Consider the following 25,420-nt stretch of genomic DNA (forward strand, 5'->3'; position numbering starts at 1 on the left):
AGCTCCCTCGCCACAGGTTTCCCGCAAATGTGTAATACGAGGTTTTAAACGCGCGCAATGGACCTGTTTCGCAGTGCCCCGATCGCTCAGCCCTTGGCCGCCCGTTTGCGCGCGACCAATCTGGATGAGTACGTCGGTCAGGAACACGTGCTCGCTCGCGGCAAGCCTTTGCGCGAAGCCCTGGAGCAGGGTGCCCTGCACTCGATGATTTTCTGGGGGCCGCCGGGGGTGGGTAAAACCACGCTGGCGCGGTTGCTGGCGGAAGTCTCGGAGGCGCATTTCGAAACGGTGTCGGCGGTGTTGGCCGGGGTCAAGGAAATCCGTCAGGCGGTGGAAATCGCCAAGCAGCAGGCGGCGCAATACGGTCGACGGACGATTCTGTTCGTCGACGAAGTGCACCGCTTCAACAAGTCCCAACAGGATGCGTTCCTGCCGTATGTCGAAGATGGCACGCTGATTTTCATCGGCGCGACCACCGAAAACCCCTCGTTCGAACTCAACAACGCTTTGCTCTCGCGCGCACGGGTCTATGTGCTGAAAAGCCTCGACGAGTCCGCGCTGCGCAAACTGGTGCACCGCGCACTGACGGAAGAGCGGGGGCTGGGCAAGCGCAACCTGACCCTCAGCGATGAAGGCTTCCAGATGCTGCTGTCGGCCGCCGATGGCGATGGCCGGCGTTTGCTCAATCTGCTGGAAAATGCCTCCGACCTGGCCGAAGACAACAGCGAGATCGGCACCGATCTGCTGCAAAGCCTGCTCGGCGATACCCGTCGCCGTTTCGACAAGGGTGGCGAAGCGTTTTACGACCAGATTTCCGCGCTGCACAAGTCGGTGCGCGGCTCCAACCCCGACGGCGCGTTGTACTGGTTCGCGCGCATGATCGACGGCGGATGCGATCCGCTGTACCTGGCCCGGCGCGTGGTGCGCATGGCCAGCGAAGACATCGGCAATGCCGACCCGCGTGCGCTGAGCCTGTGCCTGGCGGCGTGGGAAGTGCAGGAGCGCCTCGGCAGCCCCGAAGGCGAATTGGCGGTGGCTCAGGCCATCACCTATCTGGCCTGCGCGCCAAAAAGCAACGCGGTGTACATGGGCTTCAAGACTGCGCTGCGCGCCGCCGCCGAGCACGGCTCGCTGGAAGTGCCGCTGCACCTGCGTAACGCTCCGACCAAACTGATGAAGCAATTGGGCTACGGCGACGAATACCGTTACGCTCACGACGAGCCTGATGCCTACGCCGCCGGAGAAGACTATTTCCCGGAAGAACTCGACCCGATCCCGTTCTATCAACCTGTACCGCGAGGTCTTGAGTTGAAAATCGGCGAGAAACTCAATCACCTGGCGAAACTTGACCGATTAAGCCCGCGGCAACGGAGAAAATAGTGGTTCCCTTGATCATTGCGGTTTCAGTCGGCGGGATGGCCGGCACACTGTTGCGCTTCGCCACCGGCAACTGGATCAACGCTAATTGGCCGCGGCACTTCTATACCGCGACGCTGGCCGTTAATATCGTGGGCTGTTTGCTGATCGGCGTTCTATACGGTCTGTTTTTGATTCGCCCGGAGGTGCCCATTGAGGTGCGCGCCGGGCTGATTGTCGGCTTCCTCGGAGGGCTGACGACTTTTTCATCCTTTTCACTGGATACGGTGCGCCTGCTGGAAAGCGGGCAGGTGCCGCTGGCCCTGGGCTATGCGGCCATCAGCGTATTCGGCGGGCTGCTCGCCACCTGGGCCGGCCTGTCCCTGACCAAACTTTGATAACGAGAGACCGACATGCTCGATTCCAAACTGTTACGTAGCAACCTTCAGGACGTAGCGGACCGCCTGGCTTCCCGTGGTTATGCCCTGGATGTCGCGCGCATCGAAGCGCTGGAAGAACAGCGCAAGACCGTCCAGACCCGCACCGAAGCACTGCAGGCTGAACGTAACGCGCGCTCCAAATCCATCGGTCAGGCCAAGCAGCGCGGCGAAGACATCGCGCCGCTGATGGCGGACGTCGAGCGCATGGCGGGCGAATTGAGTGCCGGCAAAGTCGAACTGGACGCGATCCAGACCGAACTGGACTCGATCCTGCTGGGCATTCCCAACCTGCCGCACGAATCGGTGCCGGTCGGTAAAGACGAAGACGACAACGTCGAAGTACGCCGTTGGGGCACCCCGACTGCCTTCGACTTCCCGGTTCAGGACCACGTGGCCCTGGGTGAGAAGTTCGGCTGGCTGGACTTCGAAACCGCCGCCAAGCTGTCCGGCGCCCGCTTCGCACTGCTGCGTGGCCCGATTGCGCGCCTGCATCGTGCCCTGGCGCAGTTCATGATCAACCTGCACGTCACCGAGCACGGCTACGAAGAGGCCTACACGCCTTATCTGGTCCAGGCGCCGGCGCTGCAAGGCACCGGTCAGTTGCCGAAGTTCGAAGAAGACCTGTTCAAGATCGCGCGCGAAGGCGAAGCCGATCTGTACTTGATCCCGACCGCTGAAGTGTCGCTGACCAACATCGTTGCCGGTGAAATCGTCGACGCCAAGCAACTGCCGATCAAGTTCGTCGCCCACACGCCGTGCTTTCGCAGTGAAGCCGGCGCGTCGGGCCGTGACACGCGCGGCATGATCCGCCAGCACCAGTTCGACAAGGTTGAAATGGTGCAGATCGTCGAGCCGTCGCAGTCGATGGAAGCGCTGGAAGGCCTGACCGCCAACGCCGAGAAAGTCCTGCAACTGCTCGAACTGCCTTACCGCACCCTGGCGCTGTGCACCGGCGATATGGGCTTCAGCGCGGTCAAGACTTACGACCTGGAAGTGTGGATTCCGAGCCAGGACAAGTACCGCGAAATCTCGTCGTGCTCCAACTGCGGCGATTTCCAGGCCCGTCGTATGCAAGCGCGGTTCCGTAACCCGGAAACCGGCAAGCCTGAACTGGTGCACACCCTGAACGGTTCCGGCCTGGCGGTCGGTCGTACTCTGGTGGCGGTGCTGGAAAACTACCAGCAGGCTGACGGTTCGATTCGTGTACCCGAGGTACTGAAACCGTACATGGGTGGCCTTGAGGTCATCGGCTAAATGAACTATCTGCCGCTGTTTCACAACCTTCGCGGCAGTCGTGTGTTGGTCGTCGGTGGGGGGGAGATTGCCTTGCGCAAATCCCGCCTGCTGGCCGATGCCGGTGCGCTGCTGCGGGTGGTTGCACCTGAAATCGAAGCGCAATTGCGCGAACTGGTTACTGCCAGCGGTGGCGAGTGCCTGGTGCGTGGCTATGCCGAAACGGATCTGGACGGTTGCAGGCTGATCATTGCCGCCACCGACGATGAGACACTGAACGCGCAAGTCTCCGCCGACGCTCATCGGCGTTGCGTGCCGGTCAACGTGGTGGATGCGCCAGCGCTGTGCAGCGTGATCTTTCCGGCGATCGTCGACCGTTCGCCGTTGATCATTGCCGTGTCCAGCGGCGGCGACGCGCCGGTGCTGGCGCGTTTGATCCGCGCCAAGATCGAAACCTGGATTCCTTCGACCTACGGTCAGCTCGCTGGCTTGGCGGCGCGTTTTCGTCATCAGGTTAAAAAGCTGTTTCCGGATGTACAGCAGCGTCGCGGTTTCTGGGAAGACGTTTTCCAGGGGCCGATTGCCGATCGTCAACTGGCCGGGCAGGGCGGTGAAGCCGAACGGCTGCTGCAAGCCAAGATCGATGGTGAAGCGCCGGTGACCACCGGTGAGGTGTATCTGGTGGGTGCCGGGCCGGGCGATCCGGACCTGCTGACCTTTCGCGCCTTGCGCCTGATGCAGCAAGCCGACGTGGTGCTGTACGACCGTTTGGTCGCGCCGGCGATTCTGGAATTGTGCCGTCGCGATGCCGAGCGGGTGTACGTCGGCAAGCGCCGCGCTGATCATGCAGTGCCGCAGGATCAGATCAACCAGCAATTGGTGGATCTGGCCAGGCAAGGCAAGCGCGTGGTGCGGTTGAAGGGCGGTGATCCGTTCATCTTCGGCCGTGGCGGTGAAGAGATCGAGGAACTGGCAGCCCACGGCATCCCGTTCCAGGTGGTGCCGGGGATCACGGCGGCCAGCGGTTGCGCGGCCTACGCCGGGATTCCGCTGACCCACCGCGATTACGCGCAGTCAGTGCGGTTTGTCACCGGGCACTTGAAGGACGGCTCCACCGACTTGCCGTGGGCCGACCTGGTTGCGCCAGCGCAAACCCTGGTGTTCTACATGGGTCTGGTGGGCTTGCCGAGCATCTGCGAGCAGTTGATCAAGCATGGTCGCGGCGCGGATACCCCGGCAGCGTTGATTCAGCAGGGCACCACGGTCAATCAGCGGGTGTTTACCGGCACGTTGGCCGACCTTCCACGTCTGGTGGCGGAGCATGAAGTGCATGCACCGACGCTGGTGATCGTGGGCGAAGTGGTGAAACTGCGCGAGAAGCTGGCCTGGTTTGAAGGGGCTCAGGGGCAACTCTGAACCGGGTGTGCCAATCGCTGGCAAGCCAGCTCCCACAGGTTTTGTGTTGAAGCGACAATCTTCAACATCACATAGATCACTGTGGGAGCTGGCTTGCCAGCGATAGGGCTTTCAAAGCCTGCGTAAATTTCAGGCCCTGCGCCAAACCCCTCTGCCGCTCAACCGCTCCCGATCATGGGCAGTGGTGAAGTCCTGCTCCGGCCCTTTAGGCACGACTCCCGTCGGGTTAATGGTCTTGTGGCTGCCGTAGTAGTGATGCTTGATGTGGGTGAAGTCCACCGTCTCGGCAATCCCCGGCCACTGATACATCTCCCGCAGCCAGTTCGACAGGTTCGGATAATCGGCAATGCGCCGCAGGTTGCACTTGAAGTGGCCGTAATACACCGCGTCAAAGCGAATCAACGTGGTGAACAGGCGAATGTCTGCCTCGGTCAGGTATTCGCCGGTCAGGTAGCGGTTGGCGTCCAGTACTTGTTCCAGATGATCCAGCTCGGCAAACAACTCATCAAACGCCTGTTCATAAGCCTGCTGTGACGTGGCAAACCCTGCGCGGTACACGCCGTTGTTCACCGCTGGATAAATCCGCTCATTCAGCGCATCGATTTCGCCCCGCAGAGGCTGCGGATAGAAGTCCAGGTCATTGCCGGTCAACTCATCGAATGCGCCGTTGAACATGCGGATGATCTCCGCCGATTCATTGTTGACGATGCGCTTCTGCTGTTTATCCCATAGCACCGGCACGGTAACGCGACCGGTGTAGTTGGCGGTGTCGGCGGTGTAGCGCTGGTGCATGAAGTCGAAGTGATCGAGTTTGTCGCCGGTTGAGCCGTGGGCCTTGTCGAAGGTCCAGCCGTTTTCCAGCATCAAGTAGCTGACCACCGACACATCGATCAGGCTTTCGAGGCCCTTGAGTTTGCGCATGATCAGCGTGCGGTGGGCCCAGGGACAGGCGAGGGACACGTAAAGGTGATAGCGGCCCGCCTCAGCGGCAAAGCCACCGACCCCGCTCGGGCCGGGTTGGCCGTCGGCGGTCACCCAGTTACGACGCTGCGCCTGCTCACGCTGGAACGCGCCGTCCTTGCTGCTTTCGTACCATTTGTCCTGCCAGCGACCTTCGACTAATAAACCCATGTCCGTGACTCCTCAACCGATAAGCGTTGGAGAGGAGTCTATGCCCATGAGTTCGAACAAAAAGCGCAAAGATCGGGCGTCAATGATCGGTTAAATCGATTTGTCGCGAGAGTCCCAGTATTTCTCGGCCGTTTCGAACGCTTGCTCACGGCTTTGGCCGAGGCCGCGCAAGGCCAGGGCCATGGTCGAGATCAGGGCCATTTGCGGGTAGCTGTCGACCACATCGCCGCGCCAGACGGCCTTAAGATGCGCCGGGTCGAGGCCGGCCGGTTTGACGTGGCGCTGGCTCGACAGTTGCGGCCATTCCTCATCCCAGCTCTCGCCACCGGTGGTGCCGTACAAGTGGCTGTCGGCGTCCGGGTTGATCTCGATTTCGCCGCCGTCGCCCTTGACCACAATGGCCGTGTCCCCGAGCAGGCCACTGGCATCGCGGTGCACGGCCTGATAGCCGGGGTGGAAGATGCTTTGCAAGCCGCAGCGGGCGCCCAGCGGATTGAGGAACCGCGCCAACGAATGGATCGGTGAACGCAGGCCGAGGGTGTTGCGCAGGTCGATCATCCGTTGCAGCTGCGGCGCCCAGTCCACCAGCGGCATGAACGCCAGACCGCCGTTGTCCAGCGCCGTGCCGACCTGCTGCCAGTTGCGGCACAACGGGATCTTCAGCTCCTCGAGCAATTGCTCGCTGTACAGCCGACCGGCCGTGTGTGCGCCGCCACCGTGCATGAAAATCCGCACGCCGTTCTGCGCCAGGCACTTGGCGGCCAACAGATACCACGGCAAATGACGTTTCTTGCCGGCGTAGGTCGGCCAGTCCAGATCCACCGCCAGTGCCGGCGCTTGCAGGCGTTCGCGCAGGGCTTCGGTGAACCCGGCCATTTCTTCGGCGCTTTCTTCCTTGTGCCGCAGCAGCATCAGGAAGGCGCCGAGCTGGGTTTCTTCGACCTGTTCATCGAGCACCATGCCCATGGCGGCGCGGGCTTCTTCGCGAGTCAGGTCGCGGGCGCCGCGTTTGCCTTTGCCGAGGATTCGCACGAACTGGGCGAATGGATGTTCGGCAGGGGTTTCAAGGGTCAGCGCTGGATAGTCGGTCACGCTTTCCGGAGCCTTACTAACAGTTACATTTGTTTTATCTACCATAAATCAATCACTTACCTAATCTAACTTTTTTTCACGTTTTTTCGCGTGCAACGTGTGAACGGCTGTGAATTTGCCTGACGACAATCCCATGGCCACCCTCAATTGAGTGGGTGCCGGAAGTGGAGGTTACTGGGTCAACTGTCGGTTTCGGAAATAAATGCGACTGCTTCGAAATAAATGCAACTAACCTAGCAGCAATTCGCAACCTTCAGCCGCTAATAAGGCAGGGCAAGTTTGACGCGGTATGCGAAATCTCCCTGAACTCGTCAACCGCAAGTCAGGCCCAACGTGTGTTGCCGATTAGCTCACCAGTACCTTGCGCCCTTCGGTTTCATTGCCCAACCAGACAAGGAGAGAAATTATGAATTTTTTCATAATTGCGCATAAAGCGAAGTTCGGTGAGCTCGTAGCTTGCCTAACCGGTGAAGGCGCATAGAATATGCAAAATATTATGGTGCTGCGCCATTTTTATCGCCAATAGGTTTCCCAAAAGAAAATCTGATTGATGCGACTAGCCGCTCTCACATCGCCCCCTCATTGCACGCCTTTTCACCAAAGGTCAGCGGCTCTAATTCCCTGAGCCACCATACCTGAGCGCTATTCGTCGCTATACGGGTGAGGGGGCAGGCATTTTCTCGTCATAGATTTGCTGGCCACGGATAAGGCCCTCGGTTTGTCTTTTTGACAGAGCCGATGTCGTCTTGTTCGCGGCGTACCACATAGCTACGGAAATCATATCTGCGGCGGTAAAGGAAATCGGTGCCTCTGGGTTATTTCTTCTACTGTTAATTGACACCTGCATTGCGAGGACCTCAGCGTCAACGTTGTTTGCCAGCGCAGATGCTACTCGGCCCGCGCCGGAGCCTGCTCTACTTGTCTGATTCGACGCCAGTGCTTCCCACACGTCTGATGCAGCTTCTAGGCATTTCGAGAGTTCAATGTTCATTACGATTCCAATGAAGTATGAATCGCCCCGGGTTTCGTAGACACCTCCATGCCTTAAACTAAGGCCAATCAGGAGGTGCCATGAGCAACCCACGTTATCCCGAAGAATTCAAAATCCAAGCGGTCAATCAAGTGACCGAGAAGAAGTTGCCTGTCGCTGATGTGGCGGCGCGTCTTGGCGTGTCGACGCATAGCCTCTATGCCTGGATAAAGCGCTACAGCAAACCTCAGGCAGAACGGCAGCAAGACGATGATCAGCACGCTGAACTGCGTCGTCTGCGAGCCGAACTCAAGCGGGTCACCGAAGAGCGAGACATCTTAAAAAAGGCCGCCGCGTACTTTGCCAAGGAGTGCGGTTGAAGTACGCCTTTATCAAGCAGCGAGCGGGCGACTATTCGATTCGACGGCTTTGCCTGACGCTGAAAGTCCATCCCAGCGGTTATTACGCCTGGCTGTCTGAGCCGCAATCTGTACGCGCCAAAGACGACCAGCGACTGCTGGGTTTGATCAAGCATTCCTGGCTGGAGAGCGGTGGCGTTTATGGCTATCGCAAAGTCCATGACGATCTGCGCGAAGTCGGTGAGGATTGTGGTCGGCATCGTGTGGCGAGGCTGATGCGTCTTGAAGGTCTGCGCTCTCAGACAGGGTATCGACGCCGTCCTGGCAAATACGGCGGTAAGCCAGCGGTCGCCTCACCCAATTTACTGAAGCGCCAGTTCGATGTCGTAGAACCCAACAAAGTTTGGGTCACCGACATCACTTACATTCGTACGTATGAAGGCTGGCTGTATTTGGCGGTGGTGCTGGATCTGTTTTCTCGTCAGGTCGTTGGCTGGTCAATGAAGTCGCAGATGACCAGTGATTTGGCCATTGATGCGTTATTGATGGCGGTTTGGAGGCGAAAACCGAAACAAGAGGTGATGGTTCACTCCGACCAGGGCAGCCAGTACAGCAGCTCCGATTGGCGCAGTTTTTTGAAGGCAAACAATTTGGTTGCCAGCATGAGCCGCCGAGGCAATTGTCATGACAACGCCGTGGCTGAGAGCTTTTTCCAGCTTCTGAAACGGGAACGAATCAAGCGGAAAATCTACACCTCACGGCAAGATGCTCGTAGTGATGTGTTCGATTACATCGAGATGTTCTACAACCCAAAACGCCGCCATGGTTTCAACAATCAGCTGTCACCGGTAGAGTTTGAAAAACGTTACGCAATGAGCTTGCAAGGTGTCTAGAAAATCTGGGGCGATTCAGAAAGCCGCGAAAGGAGTCAACAATATCAAGCAGCCAACGGCAACTGCCCAGCCCCAGGCAAAACCGCTTTCTCCCTTGAAACGTCCCCCACTCAGTGAGCTCAGCACGTAAACGCCAATGCGATGAGCCAGTAGGTTGATTACGATGTCCAAAATGGACTCCATTCGATCTTAGTGCCCCATTGTCGGTGTTGTTTGCTAATTGCCGTCTGTCGCGAAGGACAGTCATCGACCCGAAGCTGACGGTCAGCAGGACATCTGGGTATCTTTATTGCGAAGTACCCATATTGCATCTGCTGGCTTCTACACTCACTTTCGCCACCCTGCCATGCGTTCATCGGCGAAATGCTGAATATCAAACGTTTGGTGGAATGATCTGATTTGAAAGAACGTGCAATATATCTATGATTTCGAGGCCTACACGAACGGCTTCCAACCGGCGAACGCCCCATTTTGAGAGAACGATCCTCGTGGAGTCCTTTCCAGCCGAATCGCACGAATCAAACACCACCCATTATGTTTTCGGTCCATTCTGCGTCGTGCCCGCGAAAAGGTTGCTTGAAAAAAATGGAGCGCCAGTCGAGATCGGTGGGCGAGCACTGGATTTATTGATTGCCTTGCTGGTGCGACCGGGCAGGGTGCTGACCAAGAGCGACCTGATCAAGCAGGTATGGCCCGATATCATTGTCGAGGAAGGCAGCCTGCGCTTTCATATGACGGCCCTGCGGCGGATTCTCGGTGATGGTGACGAAAACGCGCGATACATCTCCACGCAGGTCGGTGTGGGATATGCGTTTGTGGCACCTCTGGAAATACGATCGCCCGGGAGCCAACCAGCAGTTATCGAGGCACAAGCTACCGACGGCGAGCGTGTGGAGCGCCGATGTAACTTACCACCGCGAGCCAAGCTGTTCGGACGCGAAACCGATCTTCAATTAGTTATCGATCACATGCTGCAGCCCAAACTCTTTACCATTGTCGGCCCCGGTGGTGTTGGCAAAACCAGCCTTGCGATCGAGGTGGCGCACCGCATTTGCGCACAGGGTTACCAGACTGCCCGTTTCGTCGACCTGGCTCAGGTCGAAGACCAATCGCTGGTGCTTTCGGCGCTGGCCAGGTCGCTGGAAATACCGGTTCAGGCTGAAGACTCCATGTTTGTACTGCTTGCGCACTTACGCACGCAAAGGGTGTTGCTGGTCATCGACAACTGTGAGCATTTGATCGATGCGGTTTCTGAGCTCGTTGAGCAAATCAGTGACGCGGCCCCGAATGTCGGGGTTCTGGCCACCAGTCGCGAACCGCTGCGGGCCCGTGGCGAATACGTTCACTGGCTCAACCCTCTCGAATTTCCCCGCGAACCTCAGCACCTTTCTATCGAAGAGTTGCTGGGTTTTTCAGCGATCAGACTGTTTGTCGAGCGTGCATCATCGGGTAACACAGCACTGGTGCTGGACGATGATGATGCGCAATTGATTGCCGACATGTGCCAACGTCTGGAGGGTATGGCACTGCCGATCGAACTGGCGGCAATGCGCGTTGCAAGCCATGGACTGAAATCCACTCACGTATTGCTGGGCGAGCGTTTTTCACTGGGCTGGTCAGGACGCAGGACGGCTTTGCCGCGGCATCAAACGCTGCGCGCGATGCTCGATTGGAGTTACGACCTGCTGTCGCCGTTGCAGGGGCTGGCGCTGGAGCGGCTTTCGGTTTTCGTCGGACCGTTTTCTCAGGAAGCGGCGTCCCAAGTCATCGCCGACACCCAGATCGACACTGCCGCTGCGGCGGAGATCCTCGATGAGTTGGTCTGTAAAGGTCTGGTCACCATTGATCACAGCGACTTAAGGTGGACCTACCGCCTGCTGGAGATGACGCGCGCCTACACCCGGGAGAAGCTGGCCACGCGAGGTGATGTCGAGGTCAACGCACTGGCATTCAGGCATGCAGCTTTCTATATGGATCTGCTTGGACGCCTAGGCACCTCGCCCAATGAAATTTTCGACAATTCTCAGCGTCTTGCCAGTCAGTTGGGCAACGTCAGGAGCTCGCTGGAGTGGAGCTTCGGGCCGCAGGGTGATCCAGGGCTCGCGTTACCACTGGCAGCGGCCAGCGCACCGTTGTTCCTGCATTTTTCTTTGTTGGTCGAGTGCCGGACCTGGTGCACACGGGCGGCTGAATTACTCGAGCTGGGTTACTTCGGCACGCCAACTGAAATGGAATTGCAAGCCGCGCTCGGTCTGGTGCTTATGTTCACTCGTGGCAACAGCGAGGCGGCGCAGAAGGCACTGCACAGGGCACTCGACATCGCCATCTCATTGTCCGATTACTGGTCCCAACTCAGGCTGCTCGGACGGCTACAGATTTTCTATGAGCGCATCGGAGATTTTGCTTCTTCTTTGGCTTGGGCTGAGCAAGCCAGCGAGGTCGGCAACATTTTGAACAAGCCTGAAGCGATTGCCATTGCCGCTTCGCTTGCCGGTATTTCCCACCATCTGCTTGGCAACCAGCCGCTTGCTCGACAGCAACTGGAACGTTCATTGCGTAACAGCTTGCCGTCAAAACGCAGCGGTACGATCTACTACGGATTCGATCATCGTAATCGCACCGGATTGGCGTTGGCTCGAACCCTGTGGCTACAGGGTTTCCCTGACCAGGCCCGACGCTGGGCAGAGCAGATAGAGGCCGAGGCATCTGCGCTGCAGCACTCGGTCACCTACTGCATAGCAATGGTCTGGATCCTGTGCATTTACATCTGGACGGGGGATTTGAAGAAGGCGGCGGCGAGTCTCGAACGCTTCGCCACGATCGCCGAATCCAACGCACTCGGGCCTTACATTGCCGCGGCCCATGGCTTGCGTGCGGCGATCGCCATACGCGCCGAGCAGCCCGACAATTCTGTCGCGGTGCTCGAAGAAAGTCTGGCGCAGCTGCACGGCATGCGCTACGAACTGCTCACTACTTCATTCGAAATCTCGCTGGCCGAAGGCTTGATTCTGCGTCACCAATATGAAAAAGCCCGGGTATTGGTTGACGGTACGATCAGTCATTGCCGCACCAGCGGTGATGCCTTTGCACTGCCCGAATTGCTGCGAATCAAGTCCGGTCTCATCAAGGTCATGGATGGCGATGACGTGCATGCTGCGTCGGTCATGCTTGAAGAGGCGCGCACCTTGAGCCGGGAGCAGGGTGCCTGGGCCTGGGAATTGAGGGCATCGATGGACCTGGCGAAATTATGGCTGGAACAGGGCAATCGGCTGCAGGCGCTGGAGTTGCTCAGGGTATGCCGTGAAAGGGTATCGGAAGGCTTCGACACACTTGATGTGTGCCGACTGGAAGCACTCTGGCAGAAAACCCTGGGCGATACACAACCGTCTTGATGCCGTTGTGCGCAGCGAATCTTAATTAACCGGGGTAATCAGTGCGGCCATTTTTACCAGGTCGGCCAGCGAGCGGGCTTTCATTTTACGCATGACTTTGCCTCGATGAGCTTTGACCGTGATCTCGCTGATCTTCAGGTCGGCTGCGATGACTTTGTTCAACCGTCCGCTGACCACCGATGCCATGATTTCCTGTTCGCGAGGTGTCAGGGTTCGGTAGGCCTCCAACAGTGTGCGCAGGTTTTTTTCTCCGTCGATTGCGGCATGGCTGCTCTGCAGCGCATCGGCCATGGCTTTTAGCAACACGTCGTCGTTGAAGGGTTTGGTCAAAAACTCCACCGCACCCGCTTTCAAGGCCCGAACCGTTAGCGGGATATCGCCATAGCCGGTGATGAATATGATCGGCATGTTGCGCCTGTCGCCGGCGATGGATGTTTGCAGATCCAGGCCATTGAGGTCCGGCAGATTGATGTCCAGCACCAGGCAACTGGGTACAAGCGGCCGAGGCGCGTTGAGAAAATCCTGAGCCGACTCGAAAAGTCGTGGTTGCCATCCCGCGAAGCGGATCAACAACTCCAGCGATTCACGCACGGAGATATCGTCATCTACGACGAATACGACGGGCGTCTCATCACGCATCGGTAATTTTCCGTATCCAGGGGCGAGGGCGTTTTTCGGATTCAAGATGTCAGCTCCTAGTATATCCGGCTGCAAGTTCAATCAAGCGGAAGCGCGGCGCTCAATGCCTTGAGCAGTTGCGCCTCGCTGAAAGGCTTCATCAGACATTCCACCGCGTTGAAGTGGCGAAGTTGGGATTGCTCGCTGGCGTCGTCAAGAGCGGTGATAAAAATGACCGGTATACGGTACCCGCGACGCAACAATTCTTTTACTAGATCCGGCCCCGACATGCCCGGCATGGCCACATCCAAAATTAGGCAGCGTGTGAGGTCGAGACAATCGGACGCCAAGTACTCCTGCGCTGAAGCGAACGCCTGGACTGCGAAGCCGAACTCCTTGATCAGGTCTGGCAACGATTCACGAACCGACTCGTCGTCGTCGACGACTGAAACGAGCAGAGGTATGCCCATCAATTACCCTCCATAGCGTGGTCGGAGATGTCATTGGCGCCCGGCTGGTCGGTGGATTCACCGTTTTGCGTAAAGTGTTCAGCCCGAAGCGGGATCGAAAACAGGAAGGTTGCCCCCGGTCCGTCGTTGGCGCAGGCCCATAGGTTGCCATCGTGGCGCTCGATAATGGAGCGGCTGATGGACAGGCCAACCCCCATTCCTGCACTTTTGGTGGTATAGAAGGCGTTGAAAATACGCTCCATGTCCTGAGGATCAATACCGCTTCCGCTGTCCTTCACAGCAAGAAAAACACTGTGATCTTCCGTCAGGCCGGTGCTGACAATCATCTGCCGGGAGCGACCGGTAATGGTGTTCATCGCCTCCGCGGCATTCATGATCAGGTTGAGTATCACCTGTTGAAGTTGAACCCTGTCACCCTTGACCAACGGCAATGCATCGGCAAATTGTGGATTGAGCACCACGCGACTGCGTTGCAGTTCACCCAGCAGCAAGGCGATGACTTCCCGGGTCGCGTCGTTAAGGTCCACGTTTTCGATCGTGATGCTTTTTTTCGAGAACAACGCGCGTAATCGGTTGATCACATCGGCGGCGCGATTGCCATCGCGAATGGTGCGTCGCGCGGTTTCCAGGGCTCCGTCGACATTCGGTGGATCGGCTCCGAGCATGCGCAGGCAAGTACTGGCGTTGGTGATGATCCCGGCAAGCGGTTGATTGACCTCGTGGGCGATCGAAGCGGTGACCGCACCGAGACTCGCCACCCTGGCCAGATGCGTCAGCTCGGAACGGGCCTTGCTCAATACTTCCTCGGCTTGCCGGCACTGGGTGATGTCCTGCAGCGCGGCAATGTATTCCAGTCCCTCTGCCGGTTCCTTGATCGAGTGCGCGACCAGACGCACATATTTAACCGTGCCATCGGGCATCAGCAATCGATGCTCATGCTCGAAGTCACGTCCACTGCGGCGCTGGCGTCTGATCATTTCCCGGTGGCTCGATACGTCGTCCGGATGAATGCGCCGGTAAATGGCGTCGAAGCCCGGCGTCGTTGCCGAATCCAGTTCGAGGATACGGTAGACCTCATCGGACCAGGTGATTTCGTCGGTGCTGACTCGCCAGGAAAACGTACCTGTGGCGCTCAGGCGTTGGGCTTTGGCAAGAAAGGCCTCACTCTGCTTAAGCGCAGCTTCGGCGCGCACACGATCAATGGCGATACTGGCAAGGTGAGTGAACTGCGCGATCAGATTCTGCTGCTCCGGTGAAAGCGGTTCGGCTTCCCGGTGCAATACCGAAAGAACGCCCGTGATCGCTCCGCTGTTAGAGGTAATCGGCATTGAACAGAGTCCCCGGAAACCGTGGGAGCGGGCTGTCGTGCACCAACCATTCCAGCGTGATTCGTGCGACAGGTTGTTGGAGATGATCGGCGTGTTGAAGGTGGCCGCCATGACGATAGGGCAGCGCTCGGCGCGAAGCGGCTTGTCGTCCACCCCCGGCAACAAATCGGCCGGCATGTTTGTCCGCGCGCCCTGATGCATTCGCAACGCATGCTCCTGTGCACCTTCAGAGCGCTTCAGATCGACCAGCATCACACTGGCAACACAGCGCTCGAGAAAGACTTCCACCAGTTCGCAAAGTGTCTGCAGGATCACCGGCAGAGAGGAGCCTCCAGCCATCAGGCCAAGCAGGCGTTTTTCGCCATCGAGCAACATCTCCGCCCGTTTGCGGTCTTCGATGTCGGTGTTTTCGCCATACCATCGCAGCACTCGGCCAGCTTCGTCTCGTTGTGGCACGGCCCTGATCAGGAACCAGCGGAAAGTGCCATCAAAGCGTCGCAGGCGCGCCTCGTGTTCACCGGCGTCACCCGATTGCAAAAGGCCTCGCCAATAAACCTCCAGCGCGTCCGCGTCGTCGGGATGAATTGAGGTCGTCCAGCCGCTGCCACACGCTTCGCTGAGCGACATGCCGGTGTAATCGCACCAGCGCTGATTGACGAAACCCACGCTGCCTTCAGGCGAAGCGCTCCAGACAAAGCCGGGCACGGCATCGATGATATTGCGCAGGCGATCCTCTGAAGCGCTGACTTCCGCGAAAGCCCTCGCGATCAGCGCCTTGTCACGTCGGCGTTCGTCAATATCAACCTGCAACACACACCAGCGGGTGATGTTCCCTTCAAGGTCTTTCAGCGGCAGGCCTCGCACATGGAACCAACGGTATACACCGTCGAAGCGGCGAATGCGGTGCTCGATCATGTACGGTTCACCGGTGGTGACCGAATGCATCCAGGCAGCGATGACTGATGGCAGATCATCCGGGTGCACGGTATCGCCGGCGGCCCAGCTTTTCAGGACATCAAGTGGGGCGCCAATGTAATCCTCGATCTGGCGATTGACCCGCTCCAGCTCACCGGACGGTTTCATGAACGCAACCATGGACGGAATGCTGTCGATGATCGAACTGACGTCGAACAGGTTGGCTGCATCGCGGGTGTCCGGGCGTTGGCACGCGTCAATATCGGTGCCAAGCGCACACCATTTGCGCCCACTATCGGGATAATCTTCCAGTGACGAGAAATGCCAGGCAAACCGACGATAAGTGCCGTCGAAGCGCAATAGACGGGCGTGAGTCGGCCGAGGTGCATCACTGTCCGCCGCGGCGTGTAAACGTTCGAGCAGGTTCGCGCGATCATCGGGGTGTATTGCGGACTGCCAGTTGCTCCCTAGCGCATCATTGGCATCGCGCCCCGTATAGTCGTGCCATTGCAGATTGACATAATCGACGCAACCGTCTGGCCGTGCGGTAAATACCACACCCGGCAGCGCGTCCATGACGCGCTTGAGGTCATTCGCCATACCGTTTCTCATTATGCTGTCGCCATTGAAATAAGATGCGCCTTTGTCCCGACGCTCGCCCATCATACTTTGGTGTCGCTTTCGATAAATATCCCCGCCATTGCACTGCGCCGCAACGCGCAGCCTTCTCCTGAAAGCGATCCGGAACAGCCGTTGTAAGCCACTGTATCGACGGCCAGCGCAGTTACATCAGCATGCAGTCATCGCCGATCTCGAAACACCCTGGATACACCCCCCGGTCAGCATTGGCACGGGTTTCATCGTCGCTCGACGATTGAATGATCAGACGTGACGCACCTTTTCCCGCTTTGGTTCGAATCCGGCAGGGGCAGGTCGTCCCTGCAACAGGTTCGACATTTATGAAAGCGATAGTGATGCATGCCTTTGGCGATCCCGAAGTCATGTCGGTGGAAGTCATCCAGCTGGCAGAACCGGGGCCCGGCCAGGCGCTTGTACGGGTCATGGCTGCCGGTATCAACTTTATGGACACCGGCACCCGCCGTGGACTTGGCGCGGCCTGGTCGTTGCCGATGACGCCGGGCGTGGAGGGTGCCGGAATCGTCATGGCGATCGGGCCGGGTGTGGACGAGGTAAGCCCCGGCGATCGCGTGGCATGGCACTACGTGCCCGGCAGTTACGCTCAACAAGTGTTGGCACCGGTCAGCCAATTGGTACCGCTGCCCGACGCAATCGACTTCGACACCGCTGCGAGCCTGATGATGCAAGGCCTGACGGCCAGCAATCTGGTGAACAAGGTTCATGCCATCAGCCCCGGCGACGTTGCTTTCGTGCATGCCGCAGCGGGCGGTGTGGGGCTGATGCTGACTCAGATGATCAAGCTGCGAGGCGCAAAAGTTATCGGCCGCGTGTCGCAGGCCGACAAAGTGGACGCGGTGCTCGCTGCAGGTGCCGACTACGTGGTGATCGGACGCACAAGCAATATCGTCGGCCAGGTGCTGCGTTTGACGGAAGGCCAGCGCGTCAGTGTGGTGTACGACGGAACGGGCGGGGAGGGGTTCGCCGCTTCACTGAGCCTGCTCGATTACTTCGGTACGCTGGCGCTATATGGCCCATTCATGAATCCGGTTGCACCGATCGATATCTTTTCCATTCCGCGCAGTATCAAGCTGACTTATCCGTTGGTCCTGCATTACGTGCGTAGCCGCGACGCTTTGCTGGAACGTGCCCGGCAGCTGTTCGCCTGGGTGGCGTCAGGCAAGTTGAAAACCGTGATCGGCCAGCGTTACTCATTGGCGCAAGCCGAACAGGCGCATCGTGATCTCGAATCGCGCCAGACGACGGGGAAACTGCTCATCCTTCCTCAGATAGAGGGTAGTTTGCCCGGATGACACGGGTAGGCAATTGGCTTTATTGGCGAGACAGTCAAGGCTGTCGCACACATCGGACAATGCCGGGAGATAGCGTCATGAACTGGTAACCCTCAGAAACGCCTCATGATGAGCTGCATGCCTTCGAGCCTCTGCAGCTATACCAGACCAGAAGGGCCGCCACTATCTGGCTGCCCGCAAAAAACATGAAAAGGTCTTGTGCGGTCCAGTGGGCGTCAAGGAGCACCCCGGCGACAACAGGCGAGATAATCGCGCCAAGACGCCCTGTTGCCAGCACCACGCCGACGCCAGTCGTACGGATGGCGGTGTCAAAGGCCTGGGGAGCCAGGGTGAAGAGCCCGGCAATGGCACCATTGAGCAACAGGCCCGTGACGACGCAAACGGTAACGGCCAGACCCGACAAGCCAGCGGCCGGTACGACCAAGGTCATCAATACGCTATTGAGCAGCAAAAAGCCCAGCAGCAATCGCCAGCAGCCGAAACGATTGGCCGCCAGGCCCATCAACAGCGCCCCTGACATGCCGCCAACACAGAGCAACATGCCGCTGACGGCGCCTTCCTTCTCGGAAAAGCCGTTGAGGGTCATGAGTGTCGGCGTCCAGCTCATCACGAAGTAGAAACACGCCATGAGCAGCAACAGTGCCAGCGCCAGCGAGGTTGTTTGCTGCCACTGCGCAGGGGTAAATAACGCTCGGTACTTTGAACGTGGCATCGTTGACGTTGCTGCCGGATGAATCGAAAGCGACTGATGTCGCTGCTGATCCAGTACCAGAAATTGCGCCGACTCGCGCAGAAAAAATGCGCCCGCCACGCCAGCCGCAAGCGTAATCAGACCACCGGCGAGGAATACATAGCGCCAGCCCACGCTGGTATTGAGTGCATGGGCCAGCACGCCGCCCAGGCTTGCGCCTAATGCGAAGGCCATCGATTGCAGGGCGATGGCCAGATTGCGCCGATGCTGACTGGCACGCTCGTATGTCAGCACATTTGCGGCCACGAGAACCGCTCCGGTGCCGATGCCCGTCAGTAAACGCAAGAGCATCAGCAGAGATTGGTTTGGGCTCCAGAAGGACAGCAGCATGCTCAAACCGCTCAGCGAGAGCCCCGCCAGCAATAGCGGCCGACGTCCGTAATGATCCGCTCGGGGGCCGGCAAGCAAAGAGCCGAGTGCCATGCCGACCAGGCTCGCACTCAGCAGCATGCCGAGTTGTGCGCCGGTCAATTCCCACTCGGCCGATACGCTGCTCCCGGTAAATGCCATGGCCATGACATCCATGCCGTCGATCACGTTGAAGAGCATGCACAGGCCGATGACCCGCCACTGGGAAGAGGCCATTGCAATGTCATCCACTCCCTTGAGCGTTGTTTCACCGCGCATCCGTGTTCCTTAAACCGTGTTGTTGTTCGAAGGGGCCTTAATGCTGGCTATCCGCAGCGGTGCCGTCGAGCTTTTTTTCCGGGCGTTTTTTCTTTCGAACAAGCCGGGATTCGCCTGCCAGGGACCTCATACCTAAGTATCGATCGACACCATCGTGTAATCGCCCACAAGGCATCCGGGTGATTTGATCCGTTTGTGTCAGTTGCACCGTCGCAGGTGACCTGGCTCAGATCAGTGCCCAGTCCCGTGAAGGCTACCCCGTCGCCGCGGCTAGAGGCCACCTACCTGAAAGGAGATTCATCATGCGTATGGTTTCGTCCGCTTTTACATGGCGCCACCACGTCAGGAGAGGCGTGTTCGGTTTCGCGGCGCTGGCGGCCAGCTGTGTCGCATGGGCGGCCAGTTCGGCTGCCGACGTTACAGGCGCTCAGTCGCAAGCCATTCGTCCGTACCGGATTCATGTCGATGAAGCGCAACTGGTTGACCTGCGCAAACGCATCGCGGACACGCGCTGGCCCGACAAGGAAACGGTCAACGACGTATCCCAGGGTGTGCAGCTGGCGCAGGTCAAGGAGTTGGTGAAGTACTGGGGCAACGGCTATGACTGGCGCAAGGCCGAGGCGAAGCTCAATGCCTTGCCGGAGTTCGTGACCACCATTGATGGTGTCGACATCCAGTTTATCCATGTCCGTTCGCGCAACCCCAATGCCATGCCGCTGATCCTGACCCATGGTTGGCCCGGGTCGCAGTTCGAATTCCTCAACACCATCGGCCCGCTGACCGACCCGACGGCTTACGGCGGGCGTGCGGAGGATTCTTTCGATGTCGTGATTCCATCGATTCCCGGCCATGGTTTTTCCGGCAAGCCGACCGAGCCTGGATGGGGACCTGATCGGGTGGCGAAGGCGTGGGATGTGTTGATGAAGCGCTTGGGCTACACCCATTACGTGTCGCAGGGTGGCGATCACGGCTCGGTGATCTCGGATGCATTGGGTCGCCTGGCCCCACCGGGTTTACTTGGCATTCACTTGAACATGCCGGCCACTGTACCGCCGGAACTGGTCAAGCCGATCAACAGCGGCGATCCAGCGCCCGTCGGACTGACCGATCCGGAGCGTAACGCTTACAACTCGCTCAGCACCTTTTTCGGGCGCAACGCCGCCTATGGCGCAATGATGGTGACCCGGCCCCAGACCATCGGCTACCTGCTGGCCGACTCGCCAGCGGGCACGGCGGCCTGGATGTACGAAAAGTTTGCCGCATGGACTGACAGTGACGGTCATCCCGAACGCGTGCTCAGCCGCGATGAAATGCTTGATGACATCAGTCTTTATTGGCTGACCGACAGTGGTGCGTCGTCCTCCCGTTTCTACTGGGAGAACAACAACAATAACTTCAGCGCAGCAGCGCAGAAGACCGCCGACATCAAGGTGCCCGTCGCTATCACCGTGTTCCCGCACGAAATCTACCGGGCACCAAAAGTGTGGTCGCAGCGTGCCTACCCATCGCTGTCCTACTTCAACGAGGTCAGCAAGGGTGGCCACTTCGCGGCGTGGGAACAACCTCAATTGTTCAGCGAAGAATTGCGCGCGGCATTCCGTCCTCTGCGTACGGCCGGGCAAAAAGCCGCTACCCGCTAAACCCTTTTGCACCCACCCCGATCACCGTAACCGCCATCTGCCGTTCCCAAGGGAGACTAACCATGAAGAAGACTGCGTTGAACCACCGAGCCGTATCACCGCATCGGAGCTTGCTCGCTCGATCCATTCTGGCGATCGCATTGCTGCAAGCGGGTGTCCTGAGCGTCGCCTCATCATCGGTCTATGCCGCTGATGTGCCGGCGGGAAAAATCGACGTGATTACGCCGGGTAGTAACGTTTCCTTCGGGCCGTTGAAACACGTCAAGGCCGGATTGCTGGATGTCGCCTATGCCGAAGTCGGCCCAGCTGACGGTCCTGTGGTGATCCTGCTGCACGGCTGGCCGTACGACATTCACAGTTACATCGACGTCGCACCAGCACTGGCGCAGAAGGGTTATCGCGTATTGATCCCCTATGCGCGCGGTTATGGCGAGACACGTTTCCTTTCTGCCAAGACGATCCGCAATGGTCAGCCCTCCGCGCTGGCGAGCGACCTGATCGACTTCATGGATGCGTTGCACATCAAACAAGCCGTGCTCGGCGGCTATGACTGGGGCGCACGCACGGCTGACATCGTCGCGGCCCTCTGGCCTGAACGGGTCAAGGCACTGGTCGCGGTGAGCGGTTACCTGATCGGCAGCCAGGACGCCGGGAAGGCACCGTTGCCGCCCGCCGCCGAATTGCAGTGGTGGTATCAGTTCTACTTCGCGACTGAGCGCGGTCGTCTGGGCTACGAAAAAAACACCCACGACTTCGCCAAGCTGATCTGGAAACTGGCCTCGCCGCAGTGGAACTTCGACGACGCCACTTATGACCGAAGCGCCGCCGCTTTGCAGAATCCTGATCACGTCGCTGTGTCCATCTTCAACTATCGGTGGCGCCTGGGACTGGTCAAGGGCGAGGCCAAATACGACGCGCTGGAGAAGAAGCTCGCGGCCTCTCCATCCATCAGTGTGCCAACCATCACCATGGAGGGTGACGCCAACGGCGCACCGCATCCACCTGCCGAAGCGTACGCCAAGCGTTTCACTGGCAAGTATGAGTACCGATTGATCAGCGGTGGTGTAGGCCACAACTTGCCGCAAGAAGCGCCGCAAGCCTTCGCCCAGGCCGTGATCGATGCCGATCACCTCTGAGAACCGGCTGAAAGGATGGCAACCATGAAGCTCAAATATCTGGCAGTGATGTCGGCTGCCATTGCAACCGCCGCAGTGACCGCCACCGGTGTCGCCCTGGGCGACGCCGGTAATGGCAACGCCTCACCGATCTATGGTGTGAAGCTGCCTGAAAACTATCGCTTGTGGCCGATGATTGCCCCGGCGCAGGAAGCGGCACCTTTGGACGAGCTGCGAGCCGTGCTGGGCAATGATTTGGCCATCAAGGCTTATCAGGATTCAACGCTGCCATTTCCTGACGGCACGGTGCTGGTAAAGCTTGCCTGGAAACACGTTCAGTCCCCGGAATTCGAGCCGGCGTCCATCCCGGGTGCGGCCACGACCGTGCAGGTCATGGTCAAGGACTCGAAGAAATATGCAGCAACCGGAGGCTGGGGGTTCGGTCGGTTTATCAACGGTAAACCGGCCGATGAAGCCCAGCATCAAACCTGTTTCGCCTGTCACCAGGCGCGAGTGCGCAATCACGATTTTGTCTTCACTCGTTTCGCCCCTTAATTTCCCGTCAAACCCGGAGTTTGCAATGAAAAAAGTAGTGGCCGCGCTGGCCGTCGCCGTCAGCCTGAGTATGGGTACACACGCCTGGGCGCAAACTGAAAAGCCCACGATCGTGCTCGTCCACGGCGCCTTTGCCGATGCGTCGAGTTGGAATGGGGTGGTAAAGATTCTGGAGAAAGACGGTTATCCGGTGGTGGCCGCCGCCAACCCATTGCGCGGCGTCAAAAGCGATGGCGCGGCAATCTCGGCATTGCTGACGAGCATTCACTCGCCTGTGGTGTTGGTCGGCCATTCCTATGGCGGCAACGTCATCAGTGATGCGGCCAACGATCATACCAACGTCAAAGCGCTGGTTTATGTCAGTGCGTTTGCACCCGAGGTCGGGGAAACCGTCGCCGGGCTGGCTGGCAAATTCCCGGGCAGCACGCTGGGGCCAACCCTGGCTGCACCTGTACCGCTGGCCGATGGCGGTAAGGACTTGTACATCCAGCAGGACAAGTTTCACGACCAGTTTGCCGCTGACGTCCCCGCTAAAGAGGCGGCATTGATGGCCGCCACCCAGCGCCCGGTGACGGAAGCGGCGCTCAACGAACAGTCGGGCACACCCGCCTGGAAGCATATTCCGTCCTGGTACATCTATGGCGACAAGGACAAGAACATTCCGCCGCAAGCCATGGACTTCATGGCCAAACGCGCCGCCGCAAAAGATGTGGAAGTCGTCAAGGGGGCGTCCCATGTGGTGATGGTTTCGAACCCGGGGCCGGTTGCCCGCCTGATCGAGAAAGCCGCCACGGCGAAGTAATGCCCATCGGCGTGCGGACTCGCGCTTCGAATGAACCTCAGTGGAAGGTAAGAACATGAACAGCAACTCACAACGATTTATCGGCAAGACTGCCTTGATCACCGGTGGCTCGCGCGGTATCGGCGCTGCCATTGTGCGGCGACTGGCGCTGGAGGGCGCCGCCGTGGCCTTCACGTATGCGGCATCCACAGCGCAAGCCGAGGCGCTGGTGGCCGATATCCGGGCACACGGCGGCAAGGCGCTGGCGATCAAGGCCGACAGCCGGATCGCAGCGGATATCGAGCGGGCCGTTAGCACGACGGTCGAGCATTTCGGCGCACTGAATATCCTGGTGAACAATGCCGGAATTCTGGGGCTCGGCTCAGTAGACGAATTCAGTGTCGAGGCGCTCGACAATATGTACGCGGTAAACGTACGCGCCGCCTATGTGGCGATTCAGGCGTGCTCCAGGGTCATGAGTCGCGGTGACCGAATCATCACCATCGGCAGTGTCGCCGGCGCGCGTACCGGTTTCCCCGGGTCCAGCGCCTACTCGATGACCAAGGCCGCGCTGGTCGGTCTGGTGCGTGGTCTAGCCCTGGATTTCGCCGCGCGCGGCATCACCGTCAACAACATTCAACCCGGTCCGACGGCAACCGACATGAACCCGGCCGATGCGCCTTATCTGGATCATGTGATCAAACTGGTGCCGCTGGGTCGGCTCGGCACCGCTGACGAGATCGCTGGAATGGCCGCGTACCTTGCCAGTGACGATGCGTCGTTTGTCACGGGCGCGAGCCTGACGGTCGACGGCGGATACCTGGCCTGATCCCGGCTGTCTTGCGGTATTGCCCTGGCCACTCGTTGGACACCTGTCGGTCGTGCCGTGCAACGTGTCGAGCATTGGCGTGATGCCGGGCATCAGGAGCAATACCGCGAACAATAGCGCCCCGAGTGCCTCGATCAGGTCACCGATGAACAGTGTGAATACGGCAGTAATTCCCGTAGGTCATGCAGGAGGGTTGAGAATGTTAATTTCAGCAATCAATACCGTCGAAGTCGATGCCGCACCCGGGCGAGTGGGTGAAGTCTGCTCGATACTCCCTCACATTGTTCGTGCACTCCTCAGCAACTCAGGGTGCATGGGATACGCGATTACCGATAATCGTCGGGCAAAAAACGCCTGGATCGTCAGCGGTTACTGGGAATCGGAAAGTCTGATGCATGCACATTTTGATCATCCGGAGCTGGCCGGGTTTATGGATATGTTGAGGGCTGGCATGGCCAGCCGGATTAAATTCAGTACCTTTATTATCAATCCCGCTGAAGGTCAACGTCGCGTTCCTAATGGGTGATCAGGATTGCCGGAAGCGAACATCGGCAAACGCTGCAGCATCCAGTTCAGCAGTTCTTGAGCGGGTGCCGCCAGCGGGCGTCCGGACTTCACCAACAGTTTCGCCTCGACCCCCTGGAACAGTGGATGGTCGACGGCTACGGCCGCTAGACTGCCTTGTGCGATTTCCCGATAGGCCGCCACCTCGCCCAGCAGCGAGGCAAACTCGCCGGATGCAACAAGGCGCTTGAGGGCGGCCAATGAGTTGCTGACCAACGCCGGACGGATTTCTATCTTCTCGGCGTACTCGAGCATTTTCAGCGCATGACCGATACCGAAGGTCGTCGGCGTCAGCACCAGTTGGCAGTCGAGCAAATCGGCGACAGTTGCCATTGCCCCTTTCAAGGCCAATGGATGGTCCGGGCGAACCAACAGCATCACCGGTTGCCGGGACGTCGCTCGATAGTCGATGTGAGGATGGGGAGGAGGGTTGTAGGCCAGGCCGATATGCGCGCGATTTTCCGCGATCTCGTTGAGGACGTCGTCAACGGGCAGGATGTCCAGCCTGATATCGAGCTTGGGATACTGTTTGCAGAACGGCGCGAGTACGTGGTCGACCAATGTATCGACGTAGCCCTCGCTGATGACGACCCGCACGTGTCCCAACTGAAGGCCTTTGATCGCCTGGAGCTGGTCTTCAAGCTTTTCCTGGTGCGATCGATAGCCCCGCCAGAACTCCAGCAGGTGCGCGGCAGCCTCGGTGGGCTGAACACCACGGGCCTGGCGTTCAAACAGCCGGGTGCCGAGTTCTTCCTCCAGCAGTTTGATCTGACGCGTGATCACTGACGGGGAAGTGTTGATGCTGTCCGCTGCGCCCCGGATCGATCCGTGGGTCAGCACCTCATGAAAATACCGCAAGCGTTGCTGGTTGATTTCGCGCACGAGTGTTTCCTTATGGATTCTGCGTTGCTCATAGGGCAACGGTACACGAACATAGTTGCTCTTGCTGCTGTTTACGCCGTCGGCGCAACATCTTTCCACACGTCAGACCAACAA

Annotated in this window: 20 protein-coding genes; 13 read left to right on the forward strand and 7 right to left on the reverse strand. The window is 58.7% G+C overall.

All coding sequences use genetic code 11. From position 1 onward, the window contains the following. Positions 1-57: 57 nt before the first annotated feature. From KHO07_RS10020 to cysG, 4 genes are read left to right on the forward strand one after another with little or no spacing between them, the layout of a single operon-like run. Positions 58-1,380: a replication-associated recombination protein A gene (locus KHO07_RS10020; RefSeq protein ID WP_150735168.1), complete on the forward strand. Its 1,323-nt coding sequence runs from the start codon at positions 58-60 to the stop codon at positions 1,378-1,380. Continuing rightward, positions 1,380-1,754, forward strand: a complete 375-nt coding sequence (gene crcB / locus KHO07_RS10025) for a fluoride efflux transporter CrcB (protein ID WP_075947929.1) — start codon at positions 1,380-1,382, stop codon at positions 1,752-1,754. The genes KHO07_RS10020 and crcB overlap by 1 nt, the downstream gene beginning before the upstream one ends. Positions 1,755-1,769: 15 nt before the next feature. After that, positions 1,770-3,050: a serine--tRNA ligase gene (gene serS, locus KHO07_RS10030; protein ID WP_150735167.1), complete on the forward strand. Its 1,281-nt coding sequence runs from the start codon at positions 1,770-1,772 to the stop codon at positions 3,048-3,050. Then, positions 3,051-4,445, forward strand: coding sequence for a siroheme synthase CysG (cysG, locus tag KHO07_RS10035; RefSeq protein WP_212627073.1), 1,395 nt, complete (start codon positions 3,051-3,053; stop codon positions 4,443-4,445). Between the two features lie 129 nt (positions 4,446-4,574). Here the strand turns inward: cysG and KHO07_RS10040 are convergent, their stop codons facing one another. Together KHO07_RS10040 and KHO07_RS10045 are read right to left on the reverse strand one after the other, a co-directional pair. Then, on the reverse strand, positions 4,575-5,576 hold the full coding sequence (locus KHO07_RS10040; RefSeq protein WP_150735165.1) for a glutathione S-transferase family protein: 1,002 nt from the start codon (positions 5,574-5,576) through the stop codon (positions 4,575-4,577). A 90-nt stretch (positions 5,577-5,666) separates the two neighbouring features. Next, on the reverse strand, positions 5,667-6,668 hold the full coding sequence (locus KHO07_RS10045) for a glycosyl transferase family protein (protein ID WP_212627074.1): 1,002 nt from the start codon (positions 6,666-6,668) through the stop codon (positions 5,667-5,669). Between the two features lie 1,071 nt (positions 6,669-7,739). Between KHO07_RS10045 and KHO07_RS10050 the strand changes: the two genes are divergently transcribed. Then, positions 7,740-8,890 (forward strand): IS3-like element ISPsy29 family transposase gene (locus tag KHO07_RS10050; protein ID WP_094991499.1). Its coding sequence is split into 2 segments (ribosomal slippage): positions 7,740-7,974 and positions 7,974-8,890, totalling 1,152 coding nucleotides; the frame shifts between segments, so codons are not numbered across the junction. Positions 8,891-9,378: 488 nt separating this feature from the next. After that, on the forward strand, positions 9,379-12,282 hold the full coding sequence (locus KHO07_RS10055; protein ID WP_212627075.1) for a winged helix-turn-helix domain-containing protein: 2,904 nt from the start codon (positions 9,379-9,381) through the stop codon (positions 12,280-12,282). A gap of 21 nt (positions 12,283-12,303) precedes the next feature. Here KHO07_RS10055 and KHO07_RS10060 read toward each other — a convergent pair whose 3' ends face one another. The 3 genes from KHO07_RS10060 to KHO07_RS10070 form a co-directional block, all read right to left on the reverse strand. Beyond that, entirely contained in the window at positions 12,304-12,921 is a 618-nt protein-coding gene (locus KHO07_RS10060; RefSeq protein WP_212627076.1) for a response regulator, read from the reverse strand. A gap of 77 nt (positions 12,922-12,998) precedes the next feature. Beyond that, complete coding sequence (locus tag KHO07_RS10065; RefSeq protein ID WP_212627077.1) at positions 12,999-13,370, reverse strand: response regulator; 372 nt, start codon at positions 13,368-13,370, stop codon at positions 12,999-13,001. Continuing rightward, positions 13,370-16,213, reverse strand: coding sequence for a PAS domain-containing protein (locus tag KHO07_RS10070; protein ID WP_244858275.1), 2,844 nt, complete (start codon positions 16,211-16,213; stop codon positions 13,370-13,372). Before KHO07_RS10070 ends, KHO07_RS10065 begins: the two co-directional genes overlap by 1 nt. A 359-nt stretch (positions 16,214-16,572) precedes the next feature. Here KHO07_RS10070 and KHO07_RS10075 point away from each other — a divergent pair, with 359 nt between their 5' ends. Beyond that, on the forward strand, positions 16,573-17,562 hold the full coding sequence (locus KHO07_RS10075) for a quinone oxidoreductase (protein ID WP_212627079.1): 990 nt from the start codon (positions 16,573-16,575) through the stop codon (positions 17,560-17,562). A 103-nt stretch (positions 17,563-17,665) separates the two neighbouring features. Here the strand turns inward: KHO07_RS10075 and KHO07_RS10080 are convergent, their stop codons facing one another. Continuing rightward, positions 17,666-18,940, reverse strand: a complete 1,275-nt coding sequence (locus KHO07_RS10080; protein WP_212627080.1) for an MFS transporter — start codon at positions 18,938-18,940, stop codon at positions 17,666-17,668. Between the two features lie 302 nt (positions 18,941-19,242). On the opposite strand from KHO07_RS10080, the gene KHO07_RS10085 reads away from it, so the two are divergent. The 6 genes from KHO07_RS10085 to KHO07_RS10110 all read left to right on the forward strand — a co-directional run bounded on the left by KHO07_RS10085 (position 19,243) and on the right by KHO07_RS10110 (position 24,386). Further along, entirely contained in the window at positions 19,243-20,580 is a 1,338-nt protein-coding gene (locus KHO07_RS10085; RefSeq protein ID WP_212627081.1) for an epoxide hydrolase family protein, read from the forward strand. Positions 20,581-20,642: 62 nt separating this feature from the next. After that, positions 20,643-21,716: an alpha/beta hydrolase gene (locus KHO07_RS10090; RefSeq protein ID WP_212627082.1), complete on the forward strand. Its 1,074-nt coding sequence runs from the start codon at positions 20,643-20,645 to the stop codon at positions 21,714-21,716. Between the two features lie 24 nt (positions 21,717-21,740). Further along, positions 21,741-22,250: a cytochrome P460 family protein gene (locus tag KHO07_RS10095; RefSeq protein WP_212627083.1), complete on the forward strand. Its 510-nt coding sequence runs from the start codon at positions 21,741-21,743 to the stop codon at positions 22,248-22,250. 25 nt (positions 22,251-22,275) lie between these two features. Then, positions 22,276-23,052: an alpha/beta hydrolase gene (locus KHO07_RS10100; protein ID WP_212627084.1), complete on the forward strand. Its 777-nt coding sequence runs from the start codon at positions 22,276-22,278 to the stop codon at positions 23,050-23,052. Between the two features lie 55 nt (positions 23,053-23,107). Then, positions 23,108-23,860, forward strand: coding sequence for a 3-oxoacyl-ACP reductase family protein (locus tag KHO07_RS10105; protein ID WP_212627085.1), 753 nt, complete (start codon positions 23,108-23,110; stop codon positions 23,858-23,860). A 199-nt stretch (positions 23,861-24,059) separates the two neighbouring features. Next, on the forward strand, positions 24,060-24,386 hold the full coding sequence (locus tag KHO07_RS10110) for an antibiotic biosynthesis monooxygenase family protein (RefSeq protein WP_212627086.1): 327 nt from the start codon (positions 24,060-24,062) through the stop codon (positions 24,384-24,386). Here KHO07_RS10110 and KHO07_RS10115 read toward each other — a convergent pair. Then, positions 24,362-25,306: a LysR family transcriptional regulator gene (locus KHO07_RS10115; protein WP_150732530.1), complete on the reverse strand. Its 945-nt coding sequence runs from the start codon at positions 25,304-25,306 to the stop codon at positions 24,362-24,364. The two genes, KHO07_RS10110 and KHO07_RS10115, sit on opposite strands and share 25 nt — an antisense overlap. Positions 25,307-25,420 lie beyond the last annotated feature (114 nt).

This window comes from Pseudomonas sp. PP3, from assembly GCF_905336995.1.
Classification (GTDB): domain Bacteria; phylum Pseudomonadota; class Gammaproteobacteria; order Pseudomonadales; family Pseudomonadaceae; genus Aquipseudomonas; species Aquipseudomonas reinekei.

Bases quoted from the DNA above. Each gene is read 5' to 3' on its own strand.
- KHO07_RS10075 (WP_212627079.1), top strand. From the start codon at position 16,573: ATGAAAGCGATAGTGATGCATGCCTTTGGCGATCCCGAAGTCATGTCG.
- serS (WP_150735167.1), top strand. From the start codon at position 1,770: ATGCTCGATTCCAAACTGTTACGTAGCAACCTTCAGGACGTAGCGGAC.
- KHO07_RS10020 (WP_150735168.1), top strand. From the start codon at position 58: ATGGACCTGTTTCGCAGTGCCCCGATCGCTCAGCCCTTGGCCGCCCGT.
- KHO07_RS10065 (WP_212627077.1), bottom strand. From the start codon at position 13,370: ATGGGCATACCTCTGCTCGTTTCAGTCGTCGACGACGACGAGTCGGTT.
- KHO07_RS10060 (WP_212627076.1), bottom strand. From the start codon at position 12,921: ATGCGTGATGAGACGCCCGTCGTATTCGTCGTAGATGACGATATCTCC.
- KHO07_RS10100 (WP_212627084.1), top strand. From the start codon at position 22,276: ATGAAAAAAGTAGTGGCCGCGCTGGCCGTCGCCGTCAGCCTGAGTATG.
- KHO07_RS10110 (WP_212627086.1), top strand. From the start codon at position 24,060: ATGTTAATTTCAGCAATCAATACCGTCGAAGTCGATGCCGCACCCGGG.
- KHO07_RS10090 (WP_212627082.1), top strand. From the start codon at position 20,643: ATGAAGAAGACTGCGTTGAACCACCGAGCCGTATCACCGCATCGGAGC.
- KHO07_RS10040 (WP_150735165.1), bottom strand. From the start codon at position 5,576: ATGGGTTTATTAGTCGAAGGTCGCTGGCAGGACAAATGGTACGAAAGC.
- KHO07_RS10105 (WP_212627085.1), top strand. From the start codon at position 23,108: ATGAACAGCAACTCACAACGATTTATCGGCAAGACTGCCTTGATCACC.
- KHO07_RS10085 (WP_212627081.1), top strand. From the start codon at position 19,243: ATGCGTATGGTTTCGTCCGCTTTTACATGGCGCCACCACGTCAGGAGA.
- KHO07_RS10070 (WP_244858275.1), bottom strand. From the start codon at position 16,213: ATGGCGAATGACCTCAAGCGCGTCATGGACGCGCTGCCGGGTGTGGTA.
- KHO07_RS10095 (WP_212627083.1), top strand. From the start codon at position 21,741: ATGAAGCTCAAATATCTGGCAGTGATGTCGGCTGCCATTGCAACCGCC.
- KHO07_RS10080 (WP_212627080.1), bottom strand. From the start codon at position 18,940: ATGCGCGGTGAAACAACGCTCAAGGGAGTGGATGACATTGCAATGGCC.
- cysG (WP_212627073.1), top strand. From the start codon at position 3,051: ATGAACTATCTGCCGCTGTTTCACAACCTTCGCGGCAGTCGTGTGTTG.